This window comes from Streptacidiphilus sp. PAMC 29251, assembly GCF_054208735.2.
Genome location: NZ_CM135725.2, coordinates 3984200 through 3998577, shown reverse-complemented (window position 1 = coordinate 3998577; position 14378 = coordinate 3984200). Strand labels below are relative to the sequence as shown.

Below are 14378 nucleotides of genomic sequence, written 5' to 3'. Positions count from 1 at the left end.
AAGGGCGCCCCCAGACTTCTGGGGGCGCCCTTCTGACGCTCAGTACGACACCGGCCCGCCATGCTCGCCTCGCGGCAAGTGGTCGCTCTAGGCGACTAAGGTTGGGCCCGGGGGCTTGGATCGAGCCGGTGTCGCACACCCAGACTAACAAAGCTCCCCGGGAACGCATTCCCTTCGCACCAGAATCTTCTGGTCTCTCCGCTGGGCGGAACAACATTTCCACTTACGCATCGGTAGGTGCGACGATCAGACCACCAACCTGATGAAGTGCGCGCGTACGAGAGAAGGAACGTCGATGGCGACGGTGCCCAGTGTGTCCAACTCGATCACGGTGCGGATGGAGGTCCCGGCCCGCGGCAACGCGGTGAGCCAGATCACCACCCTGGTGGAGTCCTGCGGTGGATCCGTCACCGGCCTGGACGTCACCGCCTCCGGCCTCGAGTCGCTGCGGATCGATGTCACCATCGCCGCGGCCTCGGTCTCCCACGCCGAGGAGATCGTCGACAAGCTCAGGACGATCGACGGCATCACCATCGGCAAGGTCTCCGACCGCACCTTCCTGATGCACCTCGGCGGCAAGATCGAGATGTCGTCCAAGCTGCCGATCCGCAACCGCGACGACCTCAGCATGATCTACACCCCGGGCGTGGCGCGGGTCTGCATGGCCATCGCCGAGAACCCCGACGACGCCCGCCGGCTCACCATCAAGCGCAACAGCGTGGCCGTGGTCACCGACGGCTCCGCGGTGCTGGGCCTGGGCAACATCGGCCCCAAGGCCGCGCTGCCGGTGATGGAGGGCAAGGCGGCCCTGTTCAAGCGCTTCGCCGGGATCGACGCCTGGCCGCTCTGCCTGGACACCCAGGACACCGACGAGATCGTCGCCGTGGTCAAGGCCATCGCGCCGGGCTTCGCCGGGATCAACCTGGAGGACATCTCCGCGCCGCGCTGCTTCGAGATCGAGGCCCGGCTGCGCGAGGCCCTGGACATCCCGGTCTTCCACGACGACCAGCACGGCACCGCCATCGTCGTCCTCGCCGCGCTCACCAACGCGCTGCAGGTGGTCGGCAAGGAGATGGGCGAGGTACGGGTCGTCATGTCCGGTGCGGGCGCGGCCGGTACGGCCATCCTCCGGCTGCTGCTGGACGCGGGTGTGAACCATGCCACAGTCGCCGATGTGCGCGGGGTGGTCCACGGCGGGCGGGACGACCTCGACGAGTCGCTGCAGTGGATCGCCGACAACACCAACCGCAGCGGGCGCACCGGCTCGCTCAAGGAGGCCGTCCGCGGCGCGGACGTGTTCATCGGGGTCTCCGCGCCCAACGTACTCGACGGGGACGACATCGCCGCGATGGCCGACAGCGCGATCGTCTTCGCGCTGGCCAACCCGGACCCCGAGGTCGACCCCTCGGTGGCCCGGCAGACCGCCGCCGTGGTCGCCACCGGCCGCAGCGACTTCCCCAACCAGATCAACAACGTGCTGGTGTTCCCGGGCGTGTTCCGGGGCCTGCTGGACGCGCAGAGCCGGACCGTCAACAGCGAGATGATGCTCGCCGCCGCCCGCGCGCTGGCCGCCACCGTCAGCGCCGACGAGCGCAACGCCAACTACATCATCCCCAGCGTGTTCCACCCGGACGTGGCCAAGACCGTCGCCGCGGCCGTCCGCGACGCCGCCTTCGCCGCCGGGACGGCCCAGGCGCCGCGGAACCCGGTCGGGGAGACCGGCACCTTCCCCGCCGTCCAGCTCTGACCCGCCGTCCAGCTCTGAGGCGTACGGTGACGGTCGGTAAAGCCGCCGGTGTGTCGGATGCGCGCTGTTTGGGGGCTTCTGCTCCCAGGGCGTACGGTATCCATGCACCGGCGTGCCGTGCCTGCCACACCGGGTACATCACCTAGAGTGTCCGGCGGGAGTCGATGAACCGTCACTGCGCGTATTGCGTGGCGCTGTTCGTGTGACCCCCGCAGGAGCCGGATTCGCTTTCCCGGCGGTGGTGGGGGCAGGATTCGTCCCAAGGCAAGAGATTTGCGCAGCCTGGGGCACCAAGCAGAACCCCATCGCCTGTCGGCACGCTGCCCTTCCAGGGGGTGGCGCGACAGCCGAGGCGGCGGTCCTCCGGGGCAGCCGTTGATCGCATCGCGACAGACCAACATGGAGTACACATGAACCGCAGTGAGCTGGTGGCCGCCCTCTCCGAGCGTGCCGAGGTGACCCGCAAGGACGCCGACGCCGTCCTGGCCGCGCTCGCCGAGGTCGTCGGCGACGTCGTCGCCAAGGGTGACGAGAAGGTCACCATTCCCGGCTTCCTGACCTTCGAGCGCACCCACCGTGCCGCTCGTACCGCGCGCAACCCGCAGACCGGCGACCCGATCCAGATCGCCGCCGGCTACAGCGTGAAGGTCTCCGCAGGCTCGAAGCTCAAGGAAGCCGCCAAGGGCAAGTAGTCCTCCCGAGGCAACAGCAGTAACGCAGCAAAGGCACTATCCCGCCGGGTTCTCCCTCGTCCGTACGAGAGGGGGAGCCCGGCGTGCTGCATGGCGGGGTGCGCAGGGGCGGTGGAACCCATTCCAGGGGCCAGGCGGTCGTGGCATATGACAGCCCGGTGGAGGGAATGGCTCAGAGTGGCGCACGCCAGTCGCAGGGAGAGCGGGTTCGCGGCCTTCGCGGCCGAGTGCCGGACGCCGCTGCTGCGCACGGCCGTCCTGCTGACGGGGGCCCAGGAGAGTGCGGAGCGGTTGGTGCTGGCCGCGCTGGTGCAGGCGTATCTGCACTGGGACCGGTTCGCCGAGGGCGGCTCCCCGCACCTGTACACGCACGAGGCGATGCTGCGCGGCTACACCCGCCGCTGGTGCCGCCGGGCCGTGGCGGGGCGGGAGCGGCCCGAGGGCGCGCGGGCCGGGCTGTCCCGCCGGGAGTGGGCCGCGCTGGTCCTGCGCCGCCACGAGGGCCTGCCCGACGACCGGATCGCGCGGACGCTGGGGTGCGGCATCGAGGAGGTCCGCCGGGCCTGCGGCGGGGAGTACGCGCTCCCGGCCGGCCGGGCGGTCCAGGAGCGGCCCTTCGACCTGCCCGCCCTGCTGGCGCGCGGCCGCAGGCGACGGTACTGGCGGGACGGCACCCGGGCGGTCGGGCTGCTGGTGCTGCTGGTCGGCTGCGGGGTCGCCGCCGCCGGGGTGGCGGGTGCGGCGGTGCGGTGCGGCTGATGCGGGCCCGGGCTCCGTTTTCTCACTACGTCGACAAATGGCCAAGTTGCTGACGGGGCCTGCTGTGCGGGTTCCGTGCGTGCAAGGATCAGCGCGTCTTGAACGACTGTTCGGATCCCAGGGGGATGTATGCCCGTCAAGCGCGCACGAGGCACAGCGGTCGCGGGAGTGCTGGTGGCTGTAGCCCTGGCCCTCGCACCCGCCCAGTCGGCCCTGGCCGGTGAGGGCCCCACACCCGGGCCGCCGCCGGCCTCCGCCACCACGCCGCCCGCGGCCGGCCTGGCCGCCCCGACTGCGCCGGCCGCAGCGGCCCCGGCCGAGGTGCAGTCCCTGTACGTCACCGCCGACGGCATCGCCCACGGGACCGACTACCTGGCCGCGCCGGGGGTGAGCGCCACCCAGCTGTACTCGACGCTCAAGGCCAGGGGCGTCAAGAACCTGGTGGCGCCCAGCAGCGGCACCGGCATCGTCCCGCTGACCGGCTCCTGCGGCTACGGCACCGCCAGCAACATCAACGGCACCTGCCCGCCGGTGACCTGGGCCCGCAACGGCTTCACCAACCCGCAGATCTACTACCGCGACACCACCGGCTCGTCCTGGCCGGTGGCGACGGTGCTGGGCGAGTGGAACGACTCCCCGAACATCCACGTCGCGTGGGCGCCCAGCGGCTGCCCGGGGACGGCGGGTACGCACTGCGTGATCGTCAACGAGGGCTACGACGGGGTCAACGGCATCCCCGGCACCACCTACTACAGCTACAACACCAGCACCCACCACTTCGTCGACGGCTCGGTGTCGATCCACTTCAACGACAGCTACACCGCCAACCACCGGGCCCTGGCCTGCAACGAGACCGGCAAGTCGATCGGCTTGGGCCGCAACACCTCGAGCAGTAGCTGCATGTACAACAATCCCTCGGGGACCTGGCCGGTCAGCGACGACTACAACGAGATCCTGCACCAGCTCTACCCGTGACGCGGTTTCAGCGGCACGCCGCTGAGGGGGCGGTGCGCCGCAGCAGGACCGGCGCCCGCAGGTAGCCGGGGGCCTCGAAGCGGGCCGTGTCCGGGCCGGTGACGGTGAGGTAGCCGGGCATCACCACGATGCTGGTCTGGATGTGCGTGGCCCGGTCGTACCCGTTCGGCCAGTCCGGGTGCCCCTGCTCGCGCCAACTGGTCCCGTTGACGGTCAGTGAGTAGCGGGGGCCGCAGGACAGCTGCCAGTCGACCGGATAGCTGGTGCCGGTCACCAGGGCGGCCGGCGGTCTGGGCGGGTGCAGCCGGTCCAGCCGCCGCGCCGACAGCGGGGTGGCCGACGCCGACGCCGGGGCGGCGGCGACCCCGCTCGGGCGCGGGTCCGCGATCCCGGCCAGGGACTGCGGCAGCAGCCCGGCGGCGACCGCGCAGGCCGCCACCCCGGCCACCGCCGCGCCCACCCGGGCCCGGCGGTGCAGCCGCCCCTGCTGCAGCACGTCCTGCACCGGCGGCGGGGGCGGCGGGGCGTCCTGCGCCTGACGATCGGCCAGCTGGTGCAGTTCCCGGCGGAGTTGCCGGTGCAGTCGGCTCTCGTTCCACTCCTGATCGTCCATCAGCTGCTTCTCCCCGCGTGTCCGGCCAGCTCGGACCGCAGCCTGATGCGCTCCAGCGCCCGACTGGTCCGCGATTTGACGGTGCCCACCGAGCAGCCGAGCAGTTCCGCCACCTGCTCCACGCTCAGGTCCTCGTAGAACCTGAGCACCAGCACGCTCCGGTGGCCCGGTGGCAGCGCCGCCAGGGCCCGCTCCAGGTCCACCAGGTCGTCCCACTGCCGGGCCGGGTCGGCCCCCTGCGAGGGGTCGCCGGGCTCGTCGTGCGGGACCTCGCGGTGCCAGAACCGCTTGTGCCAGGTCGCGTGCACATTGACCAGGGTCTTTCTGGCGTAGGCGGCCGGGTTGTCCCAGCTGTCCGAGCGGCCCCAGGACAGGTAGATCCGCAGCAGCGCCGCCTGGACCAGGTCCTGGGCGGTGTGCGGGTCGCCGGTGAGCAGCCTGGCGGTACGCAGCATCGCCGGGTGGACGCTTTCGGTGAAGCGGACGAAGTCGGCTTCACGCGTGGAGGGCGTATCCCGCACAGCTGCCTCTTCCGGGGCGGACGGTGGTGCCTGGTCATACCTTCTGACCCGCTGGGGTCGCCCCCGGGTTCCCTCCGTCCGCCACCGGCTCCGGCGGCAGCCGCTTCCCGCGGCTACAGCTCCGTGGGCAGTTCCACCTGGGCGCCGAGGGCCCGGAGCTTCTCCATGAAGTTCTCGTAGCCGCGGTTGATCAGGTCGATCCCGTGCACCCGGGACGGCCCCTGCGCGGCCAGGGCCGCGATCAGGTAGGAGAAGCCGCCGCGCAGGTCGGGGATGACCAGCTCGCCGCCCTGCAGCTTGGAGGGCCCGGAGACCACCGCCGAGTGCAGGAAGTTGCGCTGGCCGAAGCGGCAGGGGGTGCTGCCCAGGCACTCCCGGTAGAGCTGGATGTGGGCGCCCATCTGGTTCAGCGCGGAGGTGAAGCCGAGCCGGGACTCGTACACCGTCTCGTGCACGATGGAGAGGCCGTTGGCCTGGGTCAGCGCCACCACCAGCGGCTGCTGCCAGTCGGTCTGGAAGCCGGGGTGGACGTCGGTCTCCAGGGCGATGGCGTTGAGCTCGCCGCCGGGGTGCCAGAAGCGGATGCCCTCGTCGTCCACCTCGAACGCCCCGCCGACCTTCCGGAAGGTGTTGAGGAAGGTCATCATCTCCAGCTGGCGCGCGCCGTGGACGTAGATGTTGCCGCCGGTGGCCAGCGCGGCGCAGGCCCAGGAGGCGGATTCCAGCCGGTCCGGCAGGGCGCGGTGGTTGTAGCCGCTGAGCCGGTCCACACCGGTGATCAGGATGGTGCGGTCGGTCCCCATCGAGATGATCGCGCCCATCTTCTGCAGCACGCAGATGAGGTCGACGATCTCCGGCTCGATCGCGGCGTTGCGCAGCTCGGTGACGCCCTCGGCGAGGACCGCGGTGAGCAGCACCTGCTCGGTCGTGCCGACCGAGGGGTAGGGCAGCTCGATCTTGCAGCCGCGCAGCCGCTGCGGGGCGGTGAGCACGGTGCCCTGCGGGTGCTTCTCGATGGTGGCGCCGAACTGCCGCAGCACGTCGAAGTGGAAGTCGACCGGACGGCCGCCGATGTCGCAGCCGCCGAGGCCGGGGATGAAGGCATGGCCGAGCCGGTGCAGCAGCGGACCGCAGAACAGGATCGGGATCCGCGAGCTGCCGGCGTGCGCGTCGATGTCGGCGACGTTGGCGCTCTCGACATGGGTGGGGTCGAGGATCAGCTCGCCGGCCTCCTCGCCCTCGCGGACGGTGCAGCCGTGCAGCTGGAGCAGGCCGCGGACGACCTTGACGTCGCGGATGTCGGGGACGTTGCGGAGCCGGCTCGGCTCGTGCCCGAGCAGGGCCGCGACCATCGCCTTGGGCACCAGGTTCTTCGCGCCGCGGACACGGATCTCGCCCTCGAGCGGGTTGCCGCCATGGACAAGCAGGACGTCTTCGGTCATGTTCTCGCGATCCAGGGTGAGGGGAGGGCCGGTGCGGAGCGGTGAACCCGGCTACGAGGGTTCGCCACCCCAGGAGATGGTAACGGGCATATCAGTGGTTCCCGGTGACGTGGGACCTTGGTATGGCGAGGGAAACCAGCCTGGTGGGAGGCCCAAGTGTGGCGAAGGTCTCACTTGGCGGAGGGATTTCGGAGGGATAGCGGGCCGGAACCGGGCGTTGCGGGCGTGGTCATTGCCCGTGAACGGGGGAGTGCGGCAGCATCTCAGGCATGACCGAGGTTGTCTCGCTCGCAGGCAGGTTGCTCGTGGCGACTCCCGCGCTGACCGACCCGAACTTCGACCGCGCGGTGGTGCTCCTGCTCGACCACGACGAGGAGGGGACGCTCGGCGTGGTCCTGAACCGGCCGACCCCGGTGGGGGTCGAGGCGGTGCTGGAGTCCTGGGCGGAGCTGGCCGGCTCGCCCGCGGTGGTGTTCCAGGGCGGCCCGGTGGCGCTGGACTCCGCGCTGGCGCTGGCCGTGGTGCCGGGCGAGCAGCCGGTCGAGGAACTGCTCGGCTGGCGCCGGGTGCACGGCGCGATCGGCCTGGTCGACCTGGAGGCCCCGCCGGAGCTGCTGGCGTCCGAGCTCGGCTCGCTGCGGGTCTTCGCCGGATACGCGGGCTGGGGCCCCGGCCAGCTGGAGGACGAGCTGCTGGACGGCGCCTGGTACGTGGTGGAGTCCGAGCCGGGCGACGTCTCCGTCCCCGACCCGGCCCGGCTGTGGCGGTCGGTGCTGCGGCGGCAGCGGGGGGAGCTGGCGATGGTGGCGACCTACCCGGACGACCCCTCGCAGAACTGAGCCCGGAACCGAGTCGACACTGGGCCCGCACCGAGTCCGCTGTGTGCCGCGGGCAGGCGGTTCTAGAATGGTGTGCCATGAGCACCCTTGAACCCGAGCCCCAGCGCGCCGGCGGTCTCGGCACCCTGACCGAGTCGGTACCCCAGACCTCCCACGGCGACGGCGACCACGAGCGCTTCGCGCACTACGTCAAGCGCGACAAGATCATGGACAGCGCGCTCTCCGGCTCGCCGGTCGTGGCGCTCTGCGGCAAGGTCTGGGTGCCCGGGCGCGACCCGAAGAAGTACCCGGTCTGCCCGATGTGCAAGGAGATCTTCGAGGGCATCGAACCGGACAAGGACAAGGACAAGGGCGGCAAGGACTCCTGAGGGGTTCGCCGCCTGCCTGGTCAGGGCCGGTCCGGTCGCTGCCGGTTTGGTCTGGACCAATGGCGTGATGCGGGGCAGGATGGGCTCTCATGGACCTCATACCTGCCCCGCTCGACGTGCTGGCCTCCGAAGAACCGCCCTTTCTGCTGGACGCGGAGTCCGGCCTGAGCGGCGGGCCGGGAACGGAGGGGGTGCAGCGCTGGCTGCGGTCCGCGCTGGGTGCGGCGACCGGGCTGCCGCTGGTGGGCGCGGCGCCGGGCATCGAACTGGTGATCGTCGCGGACCTGGCGGCCGAGGAGTACCGGCTGGAGGTCTCCGGTGGCGGGGTGCTCATCTCCGCCGGCGGCGAGGCCGGTCTGTTCTGGGGCGCGCAGACGCTGCGCCAACTGCTCGGCCCGGACGCGTACCGCCGGGCGCCGCTGCGTCGCGACGGCTGGGCGGTCCCCCGGGTCACGGTGAGCGACGCCCCCCGCTTCGGCTGGCGCGGCGTCCTGCTGGACGTCTCCCGGCACTTCCTGCCCAAGGCGGACGTCCTGCGCTATGTCGACCTGCTGGCCGCGCACAAGCTCAATGTGCTGCATCTGCACCTGACCGACGACCAGGGCTGGCGGATCGAGATCAAGCGCTACCCGAAACTGACCGAGACCGGCAGCTGGCGTGAGCGCTCCATGGTCGGCTACCGCTCCGGAGGGGAGCGCGACAACCGGCCGCACGGCGGTTACTACACCCAGGACGACCTGCGCGAGATCGTCGCCTACGCGGCCGACCGGCAGATCACCGTGGTCCCGGAGATCGACGTCCCGGGCCACGCCCAGGCGGCCATCGCGGCCTACCCGGAGCTGGGCAACCAGGACGTGGTGGACACGGGCGCGCTGGACACCTGGACCGACTGGGGGATCAACCCCAACGTCCTGAACGTCGAGGACAGCACGCTGCGGTTCTACGAGAACGTGCTGGAGGAGGTCCTGGAGATCTTCCCGTCCAGCTTCGTCCACCTCGGCGGGGACGAGTGCCCCAAGGCGCAGTGGAAGGCCAGCCCGGCCGCCCAGGCCCGGATCAAGGAGCTCGGCCTGGCCGACGAGGACGAGCTGCAGAGCTGGTTCCTGCGGCACTTCGACAGCTGGTTGGCCGAACGCGGGCGTCGCCTGATCGGGTGGGACGAAATACTCGAAGGAGGACTGGCGCCGGGCGCGGCGGTGTCCTCCTGGCGCGGTTACGCGGGCGGGGTCGCCGCGGCCAAGGCGGGCCACGACGTGGTGATGTGCCCGGAGCAGCAGGTCTACCTGGACCACCGGCAGGCGGACGGCCCGGACGAGCCGATCCCGGTCGGCTGGGTGCGCACCCTGGAGGACGTCTACCGGTTCGAGCCGCTGCCCCCGGCGCTGCGTCAGGATCCGGAGGCGGCGGCCCATGTGATCGGCACTCAGGCGAACCTCTGGACCGAGTTCATGGACGACGCCAGGGAGGTCGACTACCGGGCCTTCCCGAGGCTGGCGGCGTTCGCCGAGGTCGCCTGGTCGCAGCTGCCGCAGCAGCCCGCCGACCGGGACTGGGCCGGGTTCGAGGCCCGGATGCGGACCCACTACCTGCGGCTGGACGCGCTGGGGGTGGAGTACCGCCCGGCGGACGGGCCCAAGCCGTGGCAGCGCCGGCCCGGCGTGGCGGGACGTCCGGCCGAGGGGCTGCCGCCGGAGGTGTGACGGGTCTGATCTGCCGGGTCTGACTCCACCGGGTGTGACGGAACGGGCTGGGTGGGACTCCAGCCCGGCCAAAAAGGGTCCCAATTCGGGCAATAGGGACGGGTCGAGGCTCCTGGGAGGTGTCACCACGACGGAAGGGTGCGCGGTCGGGCTGTTTGCACGTACGGTACGGCGAGAAGCAGCGGCGGTGTGAGAGACCCGAGCACGGTGGGACAACAGGTGAACCAAACGATCATGCTCCCGGCCTCGCTGGACGAGGCTGTCACGGCGCTGGCGGCCTCCCCGGCCGCCGTCCCGTGGCGGGCGGGACTGACCTCATGGGGGCGGTCAACGCCGGCCTGCTGCGCCCGATGGCCCTGATCGGCCTGGGGCGGATCAACGAGCTGCGCGGCTGGCAGTACCAGGACGGCGCCGCCCAGCTCGGCGCCGGACTCACCCACGCCCGGATGGGACGCCCCGACTTCGCCGCGCTGATGCCCGCCCTGGCCGAGGCCGCCCGCAGCGCCGGACCCCCGCAGGTCCGCAACGCCGGCACGCTCGGCGGCAACATCGTCACCGCCGACCCGGCCGGGGACACCCTGCCGGTGCTGGCCGCGCTGGAGGCCACGGTCACGCTGGTCGGCCCCGAGGGCGCCCGCGAGGTGCCGGTCAGCCATCTGCTCACCGGGCTCGACCCGATGCGCGGCGGCGAACTGCTCGGCTACGTCCGGGTCCCGCTGCTGCACGCCCCCCAGGTCTTCCTGAAGGCCACCGGGCGGACCGGTCCCTCCCGGGCCACCGCCTCGGTGGCCCTGGTGCTCGACCCGGCCCGGCGCGCGGTGCGCTGCGCGGTCGGCGCGGTCGCGCCGGTGCCGCTGCGGCCGCTGGAGGCCGAGCAGTGGGTCTCCGGCTGCATCGACTGGGACGGCGACCGCACCATAGACCCCGCCGCCGCCGCGGCCTTCGGCGAGTACGTCGCCTCCGCCTGCGTCCCCGAGCCGCCCGGCGGCCTGGGGGCCGACGGCCTGGAGGGGGGGCCGGGCGCGGCAGCCGCGCGGTTGCGCCGTACCGTGTCCGTACTGGCCCGCCGCGCACTCGGGAGGGCGCTGAAGTGACGGACTACCTGACCACCCCGGTGACGCTGGGCATGGCCGAGAGCATGGGCGCGACCGGCTTCGGCAGCTCGGAGGAGTCGCCGCGGGTCTCCTACACCCTGCGGGTGAACGGACTCGACCGGCCGGTGAACGAGGCCTGGATCGGCGAGAGCCTGCTCTACGTGCTGCGCGAACGGCTCGGCCTGGCCGGCGCCAAGGGCGGCTGCGACCAGGGCGAGTGCGGAGCCTGCTCGGTGCAGCTGGACGGGCAGTTGACGGCCGCCTGCCTGGTCCCGGCCGCGCTGGCGGCGGACAGCGAGATCCGCACCGTCGAGGGGCTCACCGCCGACGGCAGCCCCTCCGACGTGCAGCGGGCGCTGGCCGAGAGCGGCGCGGTGCAGTGCGGGTACTGCGTGCCCGGGCTGGCGATGGCCGTCCACGACCTGCTCGAACGCAATCACCAGCCGACGGACCTGCAGGCCCGCGAGGCGCTCTGCGGGAACCTCTGCCGGTGCACCGGGTACAGCGGGGCGCTGGCCGCGGTGCAGACGGTGGCGCGGTCCCGCGAGGCGGCGGCGTCGGTGCCCGCAGCGGAGGAAGCGCCCGCCGCGACGGTCGAGTCCTTCGTCGAGGTTGCCGTCGCTGAGGCTGCCGCGGTCGAGGCTGCCGCGGTCGAGGCCGAGAGCGAGCCGGTGCAGCCGGTGTACGTGGAGCTTCCGGCGCAGCAGTCGGCCGAGCCGGATCCGCTGTTCGGGCCGCTGGACGAGGTGGCGGGTTCCGAGGCGGCCCCGCAGGTTCCGTACGTTCCGCAGTACGCGGGGTATCCGGAGACCGACCAGCAGCAGTACTACCAGCCACAGGCGGGCCAACCGCAGCAGGGGGAGTACCCGACCGGCCAGTTCCAGCTGCCCGACTACGGGACCGGCCAGTACCCCACCGGTGAGTACCCGGCCGGCGACTACGGCCAGGGCGACTACGCCCAGGTCCCGAACGGCTATGCCCCGGCCGCCGAGGTGGAGCCGGGCGTCTACGTCCTGCCGCACCAGCAACAGCACACGCATTCGTCCGCCCCGGAGGCCGGAGCATGAGCACGCCCTCCAACCCCGGTTCCGGCTTCGGCGACGACGAGAACCTGACCGCCCCGGCGCCCGGCGTCCCGCAGGGGGCGCCCGGCAGCGCCACCGGGGGCGCGCTCGGCGGCCTCGGCGCCCGCAAGGCCGGCACCGCCACCACCACGGGCACCGGCACCGCCCGGATCCCGGCCCAGCAGGCCGCCGGCAGCAGCGCGGTGACCTCGTCGAACGCCGGCGGCGGCACGGCCACCGCGGTGGCCGTCGCCGACGCGCCGATCGGCCTGGGCACCTCGCCGGTCCGTGCCGACGCCCTGGCCAAGGCCATGGGCACCTTCCCCTACGCCGCCGACCTCTGGGCCGAGGGCCTGCTCTGGGGCGCCGTCGCCCGGGCCCCGTACGCCCACGCCCGGATCCTCTCGGTCGACATCGGCCCCGCGCTCGCCATCCCCGGCGTCCATGTCGTGGTCACCGCCGCCGACCTGCGCCCCGGCCCGTCCGGGCTGCCGGACGGCGCGCCCAGCGGGCCGATCGTGCAGGACCGCCCGGTGTTCGCCGCCGACTACGTCCGGCACCACGGCGAGCCGATCGCCGCGGTGGCCGCCGACCACCCCGACACCGCCCGGCTCGCGGCCGCGGCCGTGCTGGTGACCTATGAGCCGCTGGAACCGCTGACCGACCCCGAGCAGTCCTTCACCGCACCGCCGATCCACCCCGACGGCAATCTGTTCCGGCACCAGCCGGTGCGCTTCGGCGACCCCGAGGTGGTCGGCGCGGTGGTGGTGGAGGGCCTCTACAAGGTCGGCCGGCAGGACCCGGCCCCGATCGGCGCCGAGGCCGGCCTCGCCGTGCCGCGACCGGACGGCGGCGTGGAACTGCATGTCGCCAGCACCGATCCGCACGGTGACCGGGACCGGGCCGCGATGTGCCTGGGCCTGGAGCCGGACCGGGTCCGACTGGTCGTCAGCGGCGTCCCCGGAGCCACCGCGGACCGCGAGGACGTGGGCTTCCAGGTCGCCCTGGGCCTGCTCGCGATCCGCACGGGGCATCCTGTGAAGATGGCGCTGACCAGGGAGGAGTCCTTCCTGACCCACGCCCACCGGCACCCCGCGCTGCTCCGCTACCGGCACCACGCCGACGCCGAGGGCCGACTGCTCAAGGTCGAGGCCCAACTGCTGCTGGACGGCGGCGCCTACGCCGAGGTGTCCAGCGAGGCGCTGGCCGCGGCCGCGGCGATGGCCGCGGGCCCGTACGTGGTCCCGCATGTCTTTGTCGACGCCTGGGCGGTCCGCACCAACAACCCCCCGGCCGGACGGATGCGCGGCGAGGGCTCGCTGCAGACCTGCTTCGCCTATGAGTCGCAGCTGGACAAGCTGGCTTCGGCGCTGGATCTGGACCCTTTGGAGATTCGTCGCCGTAACGCCATGTCGACAGGCGACCTGCTGCCGACCGGACAGGCCGTCACCTGCCCGGCGCCGGTCCGGGAACTGCTGGACGCGCTGGCCGCCGAACCGCTGCCCGCGCTGCCGGTGGACCAGCCCGACGACGAGTGGCTGCTGCCCGGCGGCCCGCACGGGGCCGGCGACCCGGCCGCGGTCCGGCGCGGCATCGGCTACGCCGTCGGCATGGTGCACATGCTCGGCGCGGAGGGCACCGACGAGGTCTCAACCGCCTCGGTGCGGGTCAGCGGCGCCCAGGCCTCGGTGATGTGCACCGCCGTGGACACCGGCACCGGCTTCTCCACCCTGGCCCGGCAGATCGTCCAGGACGTGCTGGGCATCACCGATGTCTACATCGCCCCGGTCGACACCGACCAGCCGCCGGCCGGCCCGTCCGCGCGCGGACGGCAGACCTGGGTCTCCGGCGGCGCGGTCGAGCGGGCGGCGCTGATGGTCCGGCACCAGCTGCTACAGCCGCTGGCGGCGCAGTTCGGCATGTCGCCGGAGCTGCTGACCATCAGCGACGGCAAGATCACCTCCTACGACGGGGTGCTCGGCATGCCGGTGCTCCAGGCCCTGGAGGGCAAGGACCTCTGGGCCACCGCGCAGTGCCGTCCGCACCCCACCGAACCGCTGGACCCGGAGACCGGGCAGGGCGACGCCTTCGTCGGCCTCGCCTTCTGCGCGATGCGCGCCGTGGTGGACGTGGACGTGGAGCTCGGCACGGTCCGGGTGGTCGAGCTGACCGTGGCCCAGGACGTCGGCCGGGCCCTCAACCCCGAGCAGATCGAGGCCAGGATCGAGGCCGGGGCGACCCAGGGCCTGGGCCTGGCGCTGATGGAGGAGCTGGTCAGCGAGGGCGGCCGGATCTCCAACGCCTCCTTCACCCGCTACCGCCTCCCCACCTCGCTGGACGCCCCGGTGATCCGGGTGGCCGCGCTGCTGGAGGAGCGCGACGTGGTCGCCCCCTTCGGTGCCAAGGCCGTCGGCGCGGCCCCCGCCGCGGTCGCCCCGGCCGCGGTCGCCGCCGCCGTCCGCGCGGCCACCGGCCGCCCGGTCACCCGCCTGCCGATAGCGGCGGAGGACATCGCCGAATAGCCCGGCAGGTGCTGCTGCCTCGTCAGTGACGTGGTCGAGGCT

At 72.6% G+C, this 14378-nt stretch carries 11 protein-coding genes and 2 pseudogenes; 10 read left to right on the top strand and 3 right to left on the bottom strand.

Translation table 11 applies throughout. The annotated features are described in order from the left end of the window. Positions 1-295: 295 nt before the first annotated feature. From ACXKR8_RS18745 to ACXKR8_RS18730, 4 genes are all read left to right on the top strand, one after another. Complete coding sequence (locus ACXKR8_RS18745) at positions 296-1747, top strand: NAD-dependent malic enzyme (protein ID WP_458274051.1); 1452 nt, start codon at positions 296-298, stop codon at positions 1745-1747. 410 nt (positions 1748-2157) lie between these two features. Next, positions 2158-2439 carry an HU family DNA-binding protein gene (locus ACXKR8_RS18740; protein ID WP_030260605.1) on the top strand — a complete coding sequence of 94 codons (282 nt, stop codon included), beginning with the start codon at positions 2158-2160 and terminating at the stop codon, positions 2437-2439. A gap of 177 nt (positions 2440-2616) precedes the next feature. Then, the gene (locus ACXKR8_RS18735; protein WP_458274050.1) at positions 2617-3198 is read left to right on the top strand and encodes a SigE family RNA polymerase sigma factor; all 582 of its coding nucleotides are present in this window, start codon (positions 2617-2619) and stop codon (positions 3196-3198) included. A gap of 174 nt (positions 3199-3372) precedes the next feature. Next, positions 3373-4173: a hypothetical protein gene (locus ACXKR8_RS18730; protein WP_458274049.1), complete on the top strand. Its 801-nt coding sequence runs from the start codon at positions 3373-3375 to the stop codon at positions 4171-4173. Between the two features lie 7 nt (positions 4174-4180). Here the strand turns inward: ACXKR8_RS18730 and ACXKR8_RS18725 are convergent, their stop codons facing one another. The 3 genes from ACXKR8_RS18725 to murA form a co-directional block, all read right to left on the bottom strand. After that, on the bottom strand, positions 4181-4786 hold the full coding sequence (locus ACXKR8_RS18725; RefSeq protein WP_458274048.1) for a hypothetical protein: 606 nt from the start codon (positions 4784-4786) through the stop codon (positions 4181-4183). Further along, complete coding sequence (locus ACXKR8_RS18720; protein WP_458274047.1) at positions 4786-5307, bottom strand: SigE family RNA polymerase sigma factor; 522 nt, start codon at positions 5305-5307, stop codon at positions 4786-4788. Before ACXKR8_RS18720 ends, ACXKR8_RS18725 begins: the two co-directional genes overlap by 1 nt. 113 nt (positions 5308-5420) lie before the next feature. After that, positions 5421-6749: a UDP-N-acetylglucosamine 1-carboxyvinyltransferase gene (murA, locus tag ACXKR8_RS18715; protein WP_458274046.1), complete on the bottom strand. Its 1329-nt coding sequence runs from the start codon at positions 6747-6749 to the stop codon at positions 5421-5423. A 260-nt stretch (positions 6750-7009) separates the two neighbouring features. Here murA and ACXKR8_RS18710 point away from each other — a divergent pair, with 260 nt between their 5' ends. The 6 genes and pseudogenes from ACXKR8_RS18710 (at position 7010) to ACXKR8_RS18685 (ending at position 14336) form a co-directional block, all read left to right on the top strand. Continuing rightward, entirely contained in the window at positions 7010-7588 is a 579-nt protein-coding gene (locus ACXKR8_RS18710; RefSeq protein ID WP_458275018.1) for a YqgE/AlgH family protein, read from the top strand. A 77-nt stretch (positions 7589-7665) separates the two neighbouring features. Continuing rightward, on the top strand, positions 7666-7956 hold the full coding sequence (locus tag ACXKR8_RS18705; protein WP_458274045.1) for a DUF3039 domain-containing protein: 291 nt from the start codon (positions 7666-7668) through the stop codon (positions 7954-7956). An 89-nt stretch (positions 7957-8045) separates the two neighbouring features. Next, positions 8046-9656 carry a beta-N-acetylhexosaminidase gene (locus ACXKR8_RS18700; RefSeq protein WP_458274044.1) on the top strand — a complete coding sequence of 537 codons (1611 nt, stop codon included), beginning with the start codon at positions 8046-8048 and terminating at the stop codon, positions 9654-9656. A 234-nt stretch (positions 9657-9890) separates the two neighbouring features. Further along, positions 9891-10750 (top strand): annotated as a pseudogene (locus ACXKR8_RS18695) (FAD binding domain-containing protein). A gap of 80 nt (positions 10751-10830) precedes the next feature. Further along, positions 10831-11319 (top strand): annotated as a pseudogene (locus tag ACXKR8_RS18690) ((2Fe-2S)-binding protein); the annotation flags it as partial. A 494-nt stretch (positions 11320-11813) separates the two neighbouring features. Beyond that, positions 11814-14336 carry a xanthine dehydrogenase family protein molybdopterin-binding subunit gene (locus ACXKR8_RS18685; RefSeq protein WP_458274043.1) on the top strand — a complete coding sequence of 841 codons (2523 nt, stop codon included), beginning with the start codon at positions 11814-11816 and terminating at the stop codon, positions 14334-14336. Positions 14337-14378: the final 42 nt, after the last annotated feature.

Bases quoted from the DNA above. Each gene is read 5' to 3' on its own strand.
- ACXKR8_RS18745 (WP_458274051.1), top strand. From the start codon at position 296: ATGGCGACGGTGCCCAGTGTGTCCAACTCGATCACGGTGCGGATGGAG.
- ACXKR8_RS18740 (WP_030260605.1), top strand. From the start codon at position 2,158: ATGAACCGCAGTGAGCTGGTGGCCGCCCTCTCCGAGCGTGCCGAGGTG.
- ACXKR8_RS18725 (WP_458274048.1), bottom strand. From the start codon at position 4,786: ATGGACGATCAGGAGTGGAACGAGAGCCGACTGCACCGGCAACTCCGC.
- murA (WP_458274046.1), bottom strand. From the start codon at position 6,749: ATGACCGAAGACGTCCTGCTTGTCCATGGCGGCAACCCGCTCGAGGGC.
- ACXKR8_RS18705 (WP_458274045.1), top strand. From the start codon at position 7,666: ATGAGCACCCTTGAACCCGAGCCCCAGCGCGCCGGCGGTCTCGGCACC.
- ACXKR8_RS18700 (WP_458274044.1), top strand. From the start codon at position 8,046: ATGGACCTCATACCTGCCCCGCTCGACGTGCTGGCCTCCGAAGAACCG.
- ACXKR8_RS18685 (WP_458274043.1), top strand. From the start codon at position 11,814: ATGAGCACGCCCTCCAACCCCGGTTCCGGCTTCGGCGACGACGAGAAC.